The sequence below is a fragment of the uncultured Dietzia sp. genome (genome assembly GCF_937873725.1).
GTDB lineage: Bacteria > Actinomycetota > Actinomycetes > Mycobacteriales > Mycobacteriaceae > Dietzia.
In genome coordinates this window covers 1-12,618 of the sequence record NZ_CALMYY010000134.1, presented here as the reverse complement: position 1 = coordinate 12,618, position 12,618 = coordinate 1, and the positions used below count along the sequence as shown (strand labels likewise).

Here is a 12,618-nt window from a genome sequence, read left to right as displayed (position 1 = left end):
AGTCGTTGCTCGTGCGGGTGGGCATTCGAGGCACGAAGGCCCTGCGTCAGGACGGCGCGCGGGCGATGCGCTGGCTCGTGTCGCTGGGCCTCGTGGCCGCGGCGGGGGGCCCGCTCGGGGCGGGGCTGGGGGGGGGCGAGGGGGGGGTGGCCCCCGGGGCGGACCTGCCCAGCGCGGGCGATCTGGGGGTCGGAAACACCCCCCCCGCCACGGTCCTGACCTGCCTGGTCACCGGGCGCGAACCGGTCGAGCTGGTCGGACGGGGCACCGGGGTCGACGACGCGGGGTGGATGCGCAAGACCGCCGCGATCCGGGACGCGATGTTCCGGGCGTCGGGTGACCTCCGGGATCCCGCCGCGATGCTGCGGCGCGTCGCGGGAGCCGACATCGCGGCGATGGCCGGCTTCCTGGCCCAGGCCGCGGTCCGCAGGACCCCCTGCATCCTCGACGGGGCGGTGGTCACGGCCGCCGCGCTGCTCGCCGAGTCGCTGGCCCCCGGCTGCCGCCAGTGGTGGGTGGCCGGCCACCGGAGCGCCGAGCCCGCCCACTCGGCGGCCCTGACCTACCTCTCGCTCGACCCGATCCTCGAGCACTCCATGCGGCTGGGCGAGGGCAGCGGAGCGGTGGCGGCCCTGCCCACCGTCCACGCCGCGATCGCGATCCTCACGGAGATGGCGACCTTCGGCGACGCCGGGGTCAGCGGCAAGGACTGACCGGACGTGGTGGCCGCCGTACGCCTGGCCCTGTCCTGGATGACGGTGCTGCCCGTCGGACCCGCAGGGGTCCCGGACGCCGCCGCCGCCGGCCGGTCGATGACCGCGCTCCCGGTGGTGGGTCTGGTGTGCGGCGGGGCCGCCACGGCCGCCGCCCACGGCGCGCACGCCCTCGGGTCCGGCGCCCTCCTCTCGGGCGTCGTCGGGGTCGCCGCGGTGCTGGCGCTGACCCGCGGGATGCACGTGGACGCCTTGGCCGACACCGCCGACGGCCTGGGGTCGTACGCCGGGCCCGAGCGGGCGCTGGAGATCATGCGGTCCGGGTCGGTGGGCCCGATGGGCGCGGCCGTCCTGGTCCTGGTGCTCCTCGCCGAGGTCGCCGCGCTCGGGACCCTGGTGGAGTCGGGCGCGTGGCTCGCCCCCGTCGCCGCGTACGTCCTGTCCCGTTGCCTGCCGGTCGTCCAGCTCCGGCGTGGGGTTCCCTCCGCGTCCGCGACGGGCTTCGGAGCGCTGGTCGCGGGCTCGCAGTCACGGCCGGGGGTGGTGGCGGCTGGCCTGGTGTGCGCGGCGGCGGGGGCGGGCCTGGCCGGGGCGGGGTTTGCGGGGTGGTGGCCGCCGGCCGTCGGTGCCGCGGTGGGCCTCGCGGCGTACCTCGCATCGGCGGGCTTCTCCCGGCACGCCGTGCGCCGACTCGGCGGGATCGGCGGCGACGTCCTCGGGGCGACCATCGAGGCGGGCACGGCCGCGGCCCTCGTCGCGGCGGTGCTCCTGCTCTGACCGTTCCCGCCCCGACCCCTGCCGGCCGGACCGGCCCCGTCAGACCGGCCCCGTCAGACCAGGGTGGTCATCCAGCCGAACGTGTCCTCCACGGATCCGCGCTGGATCCCGGTGAGCGTCTCGCGCAGGAGCATCGTGATCTCGCCCGGCCCGCCGTCGCCGACCGTGTACCCGCCCTCGGCGTGCCTGACCGACCCGACCGGGGTGATCACGGCGGCGGTGCCGCACGCGAACACCTCGGTGATCTCGCCGGAGGCCACACCGGACTCCCACTCCTGGACGGAGATCCTGCGCTCGGTGACCCGGTACCCGAGGTGCCGGGAGAGCTGGAGGAGGCTGTCGCGGGTCACGCCGGGCAGGAGCGATCCCGACAGCTCCGGGGTGACGATCTCGGCGGAGTCACCGGAGCCAAGGACGAAGAACAGGTTCATCCCGCCCATCTCCTCGATGTACTTGCGCTCGATGGCGTCCAGCCAGACCACCTGGTCGCAGCCCTCGGCGGTGGCCTGTTCCTGGGCCCGCAGGGAGGCCGCGTAGTTCCCGCCGAACTTGGCCGCGCCGGTTCCGCCCGGGCTGGCGCGGACGAACTCGGTGCTCAGCCAGACGCTCACCGGCGCGACGCCGCGGGAGAAGTAGGCGCCCGCGGGCGAGGCGATGACCGAGTACAGGTACTCGTCGGCCGGCCGGACCCCCAGCCCCGTCTCGGTGGCGATCATGAAGGGCCGCAGGTAGAGGGCCTCCTCGCCGCCGGCGGCGGGGACCCAGTCGCGGTCGATCGCGACGAGCTGCCGCAACGACTCCATGAACAGCTCCTCCGGGAGCCTGGGCATGGCCAGCCGCTCCGCGGACCGGTTGAACCGCGCCGCGTTCTGCTCGGGCCGGAACGACGCGATCGAGCCGTCGGCCTGGCGGTAGGCCTTGAGTCCCTCGAAGATCGTCTGGGCGTAGTGCAGGACCACCGCGGAGGGATCGATCGTGAACGGCGCGTACGCCTCGACCACCGGGGTGCCCCACCGGCCGTTCGAGTACGGGAGGGTGACCATGTGGTCGGTGAAGTGCTTGCCGAACCCGGGGGCGGCGAGGATGGCCTCGCGCTCGGCGGCGGACATCGGCGCGGCGGAGGGACGGATGACGAACTCGGACATGGGCGTCTCGTTCCTGGGAGGAGTGGCGGGGTCAGCGGGTGCGGATCTCGACGAGGGGGGGTACCGCGAGGCGGCACGGTACCTCTCGTCCCCGGACGTCCACCACGACCTCGTCGCCCTTCGTCAGCCCCGCGTCGAGCTCGATGAACGCCAGCGCGATCCCGGTCTTGAGGGTGGGCGAGAACGTCCCCGAACTGGTGACGCCCACCTCGCGGCCGCCGGCGCGGACGGACTGCCCGGCCCGGAGGACGCCCCGACCGGTGACCTCCAGCGCGTACATGCGCCGGGACGGGCCGGCCTCCTTCTGCCGCAGCAGCTCCTCGCGGCCCCAGAAGGACGGCTTGTCCCAGCCGATGGCCCACGCGCACCGGGCCTCGAGCGGGCTGAGGTCGACGGACAACTCGTGGCCGTGCAGCGGGTACCCCGCCTCGGTCCGCAACGAGTCGCGGGCCCCGAGGCCGCACAGCGCGCCCTCGCGGGAGAGGACCTGCTCGGCCAGGGCGTCCCAGATCGGGCCGGCCTGGTCCCACGCGGGCAGGACCTCGAACCCGTACTCGCCGGTGTAGCCGGTCCGGCAGACCCTCACGGAACCCCCGCCCCAGTCGGCGTCCTCGAACGCCATGTAGTCGAGATCGGTCGGCAGGCCGAGCGCGGTGAGGACCTCCCCGGCGAGCGGGCCCTGGACGGCGATCACCGCGCGCGAGCGGTGCTCGTCGGTCACCGTGATCTCCGGTGCGCGCTCGGCGGCGGCCGCCTGCAGGCGCCGGACGACCTCCGCGGTGTTGGCGGCGTTGGGGATGAGGAAGATCTCCTCGTCGGAGACCCGGTAGGCGATGAGGTCGTCGACCACTCCCCCGGACTCATCGCAGCACAGCGTGTACTGCGCGCTGCCGGCGGAGATGCGGTCGAGGTCGTTGGTGAAGCAGGAGTTGACGAACCCGGCGGCGCCGGGGCCGGACACGAGCGCCTTGCCGAGGTGGCTCACGTCGAACAGGCCGACGGCCGTGCGGGTGGCGGTGTGCTCGGCGACCGTCCCGGTGTACTGGACCGGCATCGACCAGCCACCGAAGGGGGCGAACGTGGCCCCGGCCTCCACGTGACGAGAGTGCAGCGGCCCCTCGTAGAGGTCCCCGGTGTCTGTCATGTCGACCACTCCTCGCGTTCTCCTGTACGGCTGTGCTCCCACGGTAGTCGATAGACTATGGTGCCCCGGCCGTGGTGGTACCGCCACGGCTGCCGGGCGTGCTCGTCACCACCGCCATCCTCACCCACCACCAGGAGCGCTCCATGCCCGACGCGCAGTCGATCCTCAGCCACACCCCGGACCTCGCCTCGCTCGAGGCGGTCACGACGCCTGTCGAGTCCGATGTTGTGGTGGTGGGCATCGCGGCGGACAGCGACGCGGGCAAGGACGCGGCCCCCGTCGTCGTCGCCCCCGGCCTGTCCGCCGACGCCGCCGCGGCGCTCGGCGCGCTGGCCCGCGCTGTCGGCGCCCCCACCAAGGTCGGGTCCACCACCCGCCTCCCCGCGCCCGAGGGCGTCCCGGGGGGCTCCGTGATCCTGGTCGGCCTCGGGTCGGCGGGAGCCGAGGTGACCGACGAGGTCCTGCGCCGCGCCGCCGGCGCCGCCGCCCGCGCCTGCCGTGGCCTGGGGGCCGCGCTGGTGCTTCTCGACGCCGACCGGACCGAGGCCGTCGCGCTGGGTGCCGGGTTGGGGTCGTTCCGGCCGGCGAAGGTCACCGCGAAGACCGACCGTGACGACGACGAGGAACCGGACTCCCTGAGGGTGTTCGTGGCCGGGGGCGGCACCGCCGCGGTGACCCGCGCCGCCACCATCGCGGAGTGCGTCGGCCTCGCCCGCGACCTGGTCAACACCCCGCCCAACCTGCTGTACCCCGGGTCGTTCGCCGACCGCGCCGCGGCCCTGGCCACCGACGCCGGGCTCGAGGTCGAGGTGCTGGACGAGGCCGCGCTTGCCGCCGGCGGGTTCGGCGGGATCCTCGCCGTGGGCGGCGGCTCGTCCCGCGGGCCGCGCCTGGTGCGCCTGACCCATCGCGGCGCCGAGGGCCGACCCACCGTGGCGCTGGTGGGTAAGGGCGTCACCTTCGACACCGGCGGCATCTCCATCAAGCCGGCCGCCGGGATGGAACAGATGACCATGGACATGGGCGGCGCGGCCGCGGTCGTGGCCACCGTCATCCTGGCCGCGCGGCTCGGGCTGGAGCTCACCGTGGTGGCCACCGTGCCGATGGCCGAGAACATGCCCTCGTCGACCGCCTACCGCCCCGGCGACGTGCTGACCATGTACGGCGGCACGACCGTCGAGGTGCAGAACACCGACGCCGAGGGCCGGCTCATCCTGGCCGACGCGATCGTCCGCGCCTGCGAGGACTCCCCCTCCCACCTCGTCGACACCGCCACGCTCACGGGCGCCCAGATGGTGGCCCTGGGCAAGAGGACCCCGGGGGTCATGGGAACCGAGGGCTTCCGCGACCGCGTGGCCGAGCTGAGCCGCGAGGTCGGCGAGGGCGGGTGGCCGATGCCGCTGCCCGAGGAGCTCCGCGACGGCCTGGACTCGGAGGTCGCCGACCTGACCAACGTCACCCCGCACCGCTGGGGCGGCATGCTCTCCGCCGGGTTGTTCCTCTCCGAGTTCGTCGCCGACGGTGTGGAGTGGGCGCACATCGACGTGGCGGGCCCCGCCTACAACGACGGCGGACCCGAGGGCTACCTGCCCAAGGGCGGCACCGGCGTGCCCGTCCGGACGATGCTCGCGGTCCTCGAGGACATCGCCGCGGGCGACTGAGCGCGGGTCACCGCCCGTCGGCGTCGCGGATCTGTTCGCGCAGCCGACGAGCCCGCTCCTTGCGCTCGCGGGCGATCCGGACCTCCTCGTACAGGCGCATCCGATCCGGGTAGCCGGTCTCCAGCGCGTCGTACAGGGGGATCTTCAGCTGGCCGGTGAGCTTCCGGGCGGTCGCCACGTCCCCCACGGGCCGGCGCGTCCACTCACCGTCGAAGGCCACCAGGCACAGACCCGGCACCGAGACGAGAGTCTCCGGCTCGAGGTACGCCTCGATCCCCACCCGGGTGTCGCACCAGTTCCGCAGGTGGGCCAGATCGGCGGGGTCCGCCGGGATCCGGGTCCCCCGACGCCGGAACAGATCTCGGATCGCCACCAGAGGACTCCTCCCGTCGGCCCCCGTCCGGGGTGGGGGCCGTGTACGACAATCGATCGTACCGAGGGGATGCGGTGCTCAGAGGGCTGGCGCCGGCCGAATGACGCCCCCGGGGCCGTCCGGATCGGTGCGTCCGCCGACACCGCCCAGTGGCAGAGGGCACAATGGTGAGCGATCGACCTGGCGGGTCGCCACCGCGGATCCGTCCCAGATCGTCACGACGAACAGGTAACTCACAATCCACGCCGCTGCTCACCGCGGGCGCAGACCGCGCCGGCCGGCAGCGCTCGAGAACTCTTGAGGAGTCACGACACCATGGCCTTCTCCGTACAGATGCCGGCTCTCGGTGAATCCGTCAGCGAGGGCACCGTCACCCGCTGGCTCAAGAAGGAGGGGGACACGGTCGAGGTCGACGAGCCGTTGCTCGAGGTCTCCACCGACAAGGTGGACACCGAGATCCCGTCACCCGCCGCCGGCACGCTGAAGAAGATCGTCGCCGAGGAGGACGAGACCGTCGAGATCGGGGGCGAGCTCGCGATCATCGACGACGGCTCCGGCGGGTCCGACGACTCCGACGAACCGGCCGAGGACTCCTCCTCCGACGACCGCGCCGCGGCCGACGACGAGGCTGTTACCGAGGCCGACGAGCCCGCCGAGGAGACCCCCGCCAAGGCGGCCAAGAAGTCCTCCGGCGGCGGCAAGAGCACCGACGTCACCATGCCCGAGCTCGGCGAATCCGTCACCGAGGGCACCATCACCCGCTGGCTCAAGGCCGTCGGCGACACCGTCGAACTCGACGAGCCGTTGCTCGAGGTCTCCACCGACAAGGTCGACACCGAGATCCCCTCCCCCGTCGCCGGCACCCTCCAGAAGATCGTCGCCGAGGAGGACGAGACCGTCGACGTGGGCGCCACCCTCGCCGTCATCGGCGACGCCGCCGGCGGGACCGACGACTCCGACGACTCCGACGACTCCGACGAACCGGCCGAGGACTCCTCCTCCGACGACCGCGCCGAAGCCGACGACGCGGCTGTTACCGAGGCCGAGGCCGACGAGCCCGCCGAGGAGACCCCCGCCAAGGCTTCCAAGAAGTCCTCCGGCGGCGGCAAGAGCACCGACGTCACCATGCCCGAGCTCGGCGAATCCGTCACCGAGGGCACCATCACCCGCTGGCTCAAGGCCGTCGGCGACACCGTCGAACTCGACGAGCCGTTGCTCGAGGTCTCCACCGACAAGGTCGACACCGAGATCCCCTCCCCCGTCGCCGGCACCCTCCAGAAGATCGTCGCCGAGGAGGACGAGACCGTCGACGTGGGCGCCACCCTCGCCGTCATCGGCGACGCCGCCGCCGACAGCGACGACTCTGACGACGCCGGCGACCAGCCCGCGGAGGCCCGGGACGAGGGGACCTCCGAGGCCGCCGAGTCCACCCGCCCGGACGATGCCGTCAACCAGGCGCCGGGTGACGCGACCGATGCGGCCGGCGCGGCCGGGCAGGTCGGCGCGTCCGGCGACACCCCGGCCCAGGAGAAGAAGGCCGCGGCCGAGGCCGCAGCGAAGGCGGAGAAGTCCTCCGGTGCCGGGTCCTCGGCGGACGGGGTCCAGAAGCGGGCCGAGCCCGCGGCCGCCGCCAAGGCCGGCACGTCGCCCTACGTCACACCGCTGGTGCGCAAGCTCGCCCAGGAGCACGGCGTGGACCTCGGCAACGTCAAGGGAACCGGGATCGGGGGGCGCATCCGCAAGCAGGACGTGCTCGCCGCGGCCGAGGGCGGAGGCGCCGAGGGCGGCGCCGACGCCTCCGCGGAGAAGCAGGCTCCCACCGGTGGTCCCTCTGACGCCGGGGTCCGACCCGAGCTGGCCGAGTTGCGGGGCACCACCAAGAAGGCCAACCGGATCCGCAAGATCACGGCCAGGAAGACCCGCGAGTCGTTGCAGGCCACCGCGCAGCTCACGCAGGTCTTCGAGGTGGACATGACCCGCGTCGCCCAGCTGCGGACCCAGGTCAAGGATCAGTTCTCCGACAAGCACGGGGTCAAGCTCACCTACCTGCCTTTCTACGCGAAGGCCGTGGTCGAGGCCCTGGTGTCGCATCCGAACGTCAACGCGTCCTACGACGAGGACTCCAACGAGATCACCTACCACGGCTCGGTGAACCTCGGCATCGCCGTGGACACCGAGGCGGGTCTGCTCTCCCCGGTGATCCCCAACGCGCAGGACCTGGACATCCCGGGCCTGGCCAGGGCCATCAAGGATCTGGCCGAGCGCGCGCGGTCGTCGAAGCTCACCCCCGACGACCTCCAGGGCGGCACGTTCACCATCACCAACATCGGCAGCGAGGGGGCCCTGTTCGACACCCCGATCCTCGTTCCGCCGCAGGCGGCGATGCTGGGCACCGGGGCGATCGTGCGGCGCCCCGTCGTGGACGCCGACGCGGACGGCGAATCGATCGCCATCCGGTCGATGGGCTTCCTCCCGATGACCTACGACCACCGCCTCGTCGACGGTGCGGACGCCGGGCGCTTCCTCACGACGGTCAAGGACCGGCTGCAGAAGGCCGAGTTCGAGGGCGACCTCGACCTGTAGGCCCCGGCCACCCACGACGGGCGTCCTCCCACGGGAGGGCGCCCGTCGTCGTAGGTCGACCCCAGCGCCTAACCTGGGGGGCATGTCCCACCACGGTCAGACCCTGCGACGCGATCCCGTCGAGCCGGAGATCCGCCGACTCGGCACGGTCGAGTACGCGCCCACCTGGGAACTGCAGCGCACACTCGCCGTGGAGCGGGCCGAGGGCCTGCGCGGGGACACGATCCTCCTGCTCGAGCACCCCCCCACCTACACCGCCGGCAAGCGCACCGAGCCGTCGGACCGCCCGGTCGACGGCACCCCGGTGGTCGACGTGGACCGGGGCGGGCGGATCACGTGGCACGGCCCGGGGCAACTGGTCGGCTACCCGATCATCGCGCTCTCGGACCCCATCGACGTGGTGGAGTACGTGCGTCGCGTCGAGCAGGCTCTCATCACCACGTGCGCCCGGCTCGGGGTGGACGCCGGCCGGGTGGAGGGACGATCGGGGGTGTGGTGCGCGGCGGGGGACGGCAGGCCCGAGCGCAAGATCGCCGCGATCGGGATCCGCGTCCAGCGCGGGGTGACGATGCACGGGTTCGCCCTCAACTGCGACTGCGATCTGGGGGCGTACTCGCGGATCGTGCCGTGCGGGATCGTCGACGCCGGGGTCACCTCGCTGTCCGCCGAGCTCGGTCGCCGGGTCACCGTGGCGGAGGTGCTGGACCAGGTCACCTCCGACATGGTGGAGGCCCTCGACGGTCGTCTACCCCTGGTGTGATCGGCGCGTAGGCTGGCGGCCGTGACTGTGACCCCGGAAGGCCGCAAGCTGCTCCGCATCGAGGCCCGCAACGCCGAGACGCCGATCGAACGCAAGCCTGCATGGATCCGGACCCGGGCCACGATGGGTCCGGAGTACAAGGAACTCAAGAGCCTCGTCAAGACCGGTGGACTCCACACCGTGTGCGAGGAGGCGGGCTGCCCCAACATCTACGAATGTTGGGAGGACCGCGAGGCCACCTTCCTCATCGGCGGCGAGCAGTGCACACGCCGATGCGACTTCTGCCAGATCGACACCGGCAAGCCCGCTGCGCTCGACCGCGACGAGCCCCGGCGCGTGGCGGAGTCCGTCCGGGAGATGGGGTTGCGCTACTCGACCATCACGGGCGTCGCCCGCGACGACCTCGCGGACGGCGGGGCGTGGCTGTACGCCGAGACGGTCCGCAAGATCCACGAGCTCAACCCCAACACCGGCGTGGAGAACCTCATCCCCGACTTCAACGGGGACCCGGACCAGCTGGCGGAGGTCTTCGAGTCACGCCCCGAGGTGCTGGCACACAATCTCGAGACGGTCCCCCGCATTTTCAAGCGCATCCGTCCGGCGTTCCGGTTCGACCGCTCACTCCAGGTCATCCGCGCGGCGCGCGACTTCGGTCTGGTCACCAAGTCCAACCTCATCCTGGGGATGGGCGAGACCACCGCCGAGATCGTCGAGGCGATGGGCGACCTGCACTCCGCCGGCTGCGACATCCTCACCATCACGCAGTACCTGCGCCCCAGCCCGCTGCACCACCCGATCGACCGGTGGGTCAAGCCCGAGGAGTTCGTCGAGCTGTCCGACCAGGCCCGCGAGATGGGCTTCGCGGGGGTCATGGCGGGGCCGCTCGTCCGGTCCTCGTATCGGGCCGGCCGCCTGTATGTCCAGGCGCTGGAGCATCGCGGGCAGGTCATTCCGGAGAACCTTGAGCACCTGACGTCCGGGGGCTCCGCCTCCCAGGAGGCCTCCAGCGTGCTGGCGCGCTCCCGCGCCTGAGCCCTCCTCCCCCCTGCCGGAGCCGCGGTTCCCGGGCCGCGGGGGTCGGCACGTATCCTGTGTGGCATGGCGAAGAGCGAGGTCAGCAAGGCGGACAAGAAGGCGGCCAGGGCCGCACGGCGAGCGGCCGGCAGGGAACAGCGCGGGCAGATGTGGGAGGCGCTGAAGATCCAGTCCAAGCAGGACAAGCTTCTGTGGCCGCTGATGATCGGCACGCTCGTGCTCTCGGCCGTCGTCTTCTTCCTGATCGGCACGCTCTGGGGCGGCGAGTGGTGGATGCTCCCGCTGGGTGTGCTCACCGGTGTCATGCTGGCGATGGTCATCTTCTCCCGCCGCGTCCAGAACACCGTGTTCGCGAAGGCCGAGGGACAACCCGGCGCGGCGGCGTGGGCGCTGGACCAGCTCCGCTCGGGATGGCGGGTCAACCAGGCGGTCGCGGCCACCACGAGCTTCGACGCGGTGCACCGGGTGGTGGGCCGCTGCGGGATCGTGCTCGTGGGCGAGGGGCAGCCGCACCGCCTCAAGCCGCTCATGCTCCAGGAGAAAAAGAAGGTCGCGAGGGTCGTCGGGGACACCCCCATCTACGAGTTGATCGTCGGTGACGAGGAGGGGACGACCCCGGAGCAGGTGCCGCTGCGCAAGCTCAACCGTCGCCTCACCCGCTACCCCATGAACATCAGTCGCGCGAAGGTCGACGCGCTGGACTCCCGCCTCCGGGCGCTGGGCACCAAGACCGGGATCCAGAACCAGATGCCCAAGGGCCCCATGCCCCAGGGCGCCAAGGTCCGCAACGTGCAGCGCAGCGCTCGGCGTCGCGGCGGGGCCTGACCGCCCCCGTCCTGTCAGCGGGTGCGGATGAGTGCGGTTCCGGTCGCGCGGTCGTGCATCCCGCGGCCGTCCTCGTCCTGGATCAGGGGCGGCAGCAGGAAGAAGATGAAGACGACCCGGATCAGCGCACGCAGTACGCCTACCCGCTCGTCGGCATCGATCCGCGCGGTTCCGATCCCGAACAGTGCCTGACCGGGCGTCTGGGCGAAGAGCCAGACACACACCACGCCGGCCAGACCCCAGACCACCGGGACCGCCCAGCTCGACACCCCCGCGAACGAGTCGCCGCCCAACAGGCCCGGGCCCCCGATCGCGACGAGAAGGCCGATGAGACCGTAGGCGAGGAACCAGTCCACGAGGAGGGCGCCGAAGCGGACCCCGAGCGGCGCGAGGGAACCCTCCCCCGATTCGGGCAGCCCCAGACGCTGCCCCTTGAACGCCTGCTCCGGACCGTCCCCGGTCGAGGTCGGACCGGAAAGCCATGATCCCGTTACGTCGCGCATGCCGTCCAGGGTAGCCGTGACCGACTTAATCCCCATGTCAGCGGTACCCCGCACCGGGCGACTAAGCTGGCCACATTGGGAGGGACACCCCCCGGCCCGTTGCGTAACACCGCCGAAACACTCGGTTGACGGCCGGGCAACACCTCGCCCATATCGTGAGGTCACCGCACGACGGGAGGCACCGGTCGCCCGTCGCACTGAGAGACGAGGAGCGACACGTGGCATTCTCCACTCCCGACGAGGTCATCAAGTACATCAAGGACGAGGGCGTCGAGTACGTCGACATCCGGTTCACCGACATGCCGGGCAACGAGCAGCACTTCTCGATCGCCGCCGCCGCGTTCAACGAGGACCTGTTCGAGGACGGCCTGGCGTTCGACGGCTCGTCCATCCGCGGGTTCCAGTCGATCCACGAGTCGGACATGATGCTGCTGCCGGATGTCACCACGGCGCGCCCCGACCCCTTCCGCAAGGCCAAGACGCTCAACATCAGCTGCTTCGTCCACGACCCCTTCACCCGTGAGGCGTACAGCCGCGACCCGCGCAACGTCGCGCGCAAGGCGGAGGAGTACCTGATCTCCACCGGCATCGCCGACACCTGCTTCTTCGGCGCCGAGGCCGAGTTCTTCGTCTTCGACTCGGTCCGATACGGCTCCGGCACCAACCACGGCTTCTACGAGGTCGACTCGATCTCCGGCCACTGGAACACCGGCGCCGAGTCCGAGGCCGACGGCTCGGCCAACCTGGGCTACAAGGTCCGCCCGAAGGGCGGGTACTTCCCGGTGGCCCCCTACGACCACTACGTGGACCTGCGGGACGAGATCTCCACCCACATGACCAACGCCGGTTTCGAGCTCGAGCGCCTCCACCACGAGGTGGGCACCGGCGGCCAGCAGGAGATCAACTACAAGTTCAACACCCTGCTCCACGCCGCGGACGACGTCCAGCTGTTCAAGTACATCGTCAAGAACACCGCGTGGAAGAACGGCAAGTCCGCCACGTTCATGCCCAAGCCCCTCTTCGGAGACAACGGGTCGGGCATGCACGCCCACCAGTCGCTGTGGAAGGACGGCAAGCCGCTGTTCCACGACGAGTCGGG

12 protein-coding genes are annotated in these 12,618 nt (G+C 72.0%); 8 read left to right on the top strand and 4 right to left on the bottom strand.

Annotated elements, in window-relative coordinates; translation table 11 throughout:
- Window positions 1-713: nicotinate-nucleotide--dimethylbenzimidazole phosphoribosyltransferase (locus Q0444_RS14715; protein WP_299023708.1), on the top strand; the 713-nt coding region annotated here is incomplete at its 5' end.
- A gap of 6 nt (window positions 714-719) precedes the next feature.
- Window positions 720-1,490, top strand: a complete 771-nt coding sequence (locus Q0444_RS14710; RefSeq protein ID WP_291085349.1) for an adenosylcobinamide-GDP ribazoletransferase — start codon at window positions 720-722, stop codon at window positions 1,488-1,490.
- A 53-nt stretch (window positions 1,491-1,543) separates the two neighbouring features.
- Here Q0444_RS14710 and Q0444_RS14705 read toward each other — a convergent pair whose 3' ends face one another.
- Both Q0444_RS14705 and gcvT read right to left on the bottom strand, forming a co-directional pair.
- Window positions 1,544-2,635 carry a branched-chain amino acid aminotransferase gene (locus Q0444_RS14705; protein ID WP_291085346.1) on the bottom strand — a complete coding sequence of 364 codons (1,092 nt, stop codon included), beginning with the start codon at window positions 2,633-2,635 and terminating at the stop codon, window positions 1,544-1,546.
- Between the two features lie 31 nt (window positions 2,636-2,666).
- On the bottom strand, window positions 2,667-3,779 hold the full coding sequence (gene gcvT, locus Q0444_RS14700) for a glycine cleavage system aminomethyltransferase GcvT (RefSeq protein WP_291085343.1): 1,113 nt from the start codon (window positions 3,777-3,779) through the stop codon (window positions 2,667-2,669).
- Window positions 3,780-3,922: 143 nt separating this feature from the next.
- Here gcvT and Q0444_RS14695 point away from each other — a divergent pair, with 143 nt between their 5' ends.
- Window positions 3,923-5,440: a leucyl aminopeptidase gene (locus tag Q0444_RS14695; protein ID WP_291085421.1), complete on the top strand. Its 1,518-nt coding sequence runs from the start codon at window positions 3,923-3,925 to the stop codon at window positions 5,438-5,440.
- Between the two features lie 7 nt (window positions 5,441-5,447).
- On the opposite strand, the gene Q0444_RS14690 is transcribed toward Q0444_RS14695, so the two are convergent.
- A complete protein-coding gene (locus Q0444_RS14690; RefSeq protein WP_299023706.1) occupies window positions 5,448-5,813 on the bottom strand; it encodes an oxidoreductase in 366 nt (121 codons plus the stop codon).
- Between the two features lie 315 nt (window positions 5,814-6,128).
- Between Q0444_RS14690 and sucB the strand changes: the two genes are divergently transcribed.
- From sucB to Q0444_RS14670, 4 genes are all read left to right on the top strand, one after another.
- Window positions 6,129-8,396: a 2-oxoglutarate dehydrogenase, E2 component, dihydrolipoamide succinyltransferase gene (gene sucB / locus Q0444_RS14685; protein ID WP_299023703.1), complete on the top strand. Its 2,268-nt coding sequence runs from the start codon at window positions 6,129-6,131 to the stop codon at window positions 8,394-8,396.
- An 82-nt stretch (window positions 8,397-8,478) separates the two neighbouring features.
- Window positions 8,479-9,156, top strand: coding sequence for a lipoyl(octanoyl) transferase LipB (gene lipB / locus Q0444_RS14680; RefSeq protein ID WP_299023701.1), 678 nt, complete (start codon window positions 8,479-8,481; stop codon window positions 9,154-9,156).
- A 21-nt stretch (window positions 9,157-9,177) separates the two neighbouring features.
- Window positions 9,178-10,188, top strand: coding sequence for a lipoyl synthase (gene lipA / locus Q0444_RS14675; RefSeq protein ID WP_299023699.1), 1,011 nt, complete (start codon window positions 9,178-9,180; stop codon window positions 10,186-10,188).
- A 66-nt stretch (window positions 10,189-10,254) separates the two neighbouring features.
- A complete protein-coding gene (locus tag Q0444_RS14670; RefSeq protein WP_299023697.1) occupies window positions 10,255-11,016 on the top strand; it encodes a DUF4191 domain-containing protein in 762 nt (253 codons plus the stop codon).
- Window positions 11,017-11,030: 14 nt separating this feature from the next.
- Here the strand turns inward: Q0444_RS14670 and Q0444_RS14665 are convergent, their stop codons facing one another.
- Window positions 11,031-11,519: an RDD family protein gene (locus tag Q0444_RS14665; RefSeq protein ID WP_299023695.1), complete on the bottom strand. Its 489-nt coding sequence runs from the start codon at window positions 11,517-11,519 to the stop codon at window positions 11,031-11,033.
- Between the two features lie 218 nt (window positions 11,520-11,737).
- Here Q0444_RS14665 and Q0444_RS14660 point away from each other — a divergent pair.
- Window positions 11,738-12,618: glutamine synthetase beta-grasp domain-containing protein (locus Q0444_RS14660; protein ID WP_299023694.1), on the top strand; the 881-nt coding region annotated here is incomplete at its 3' end.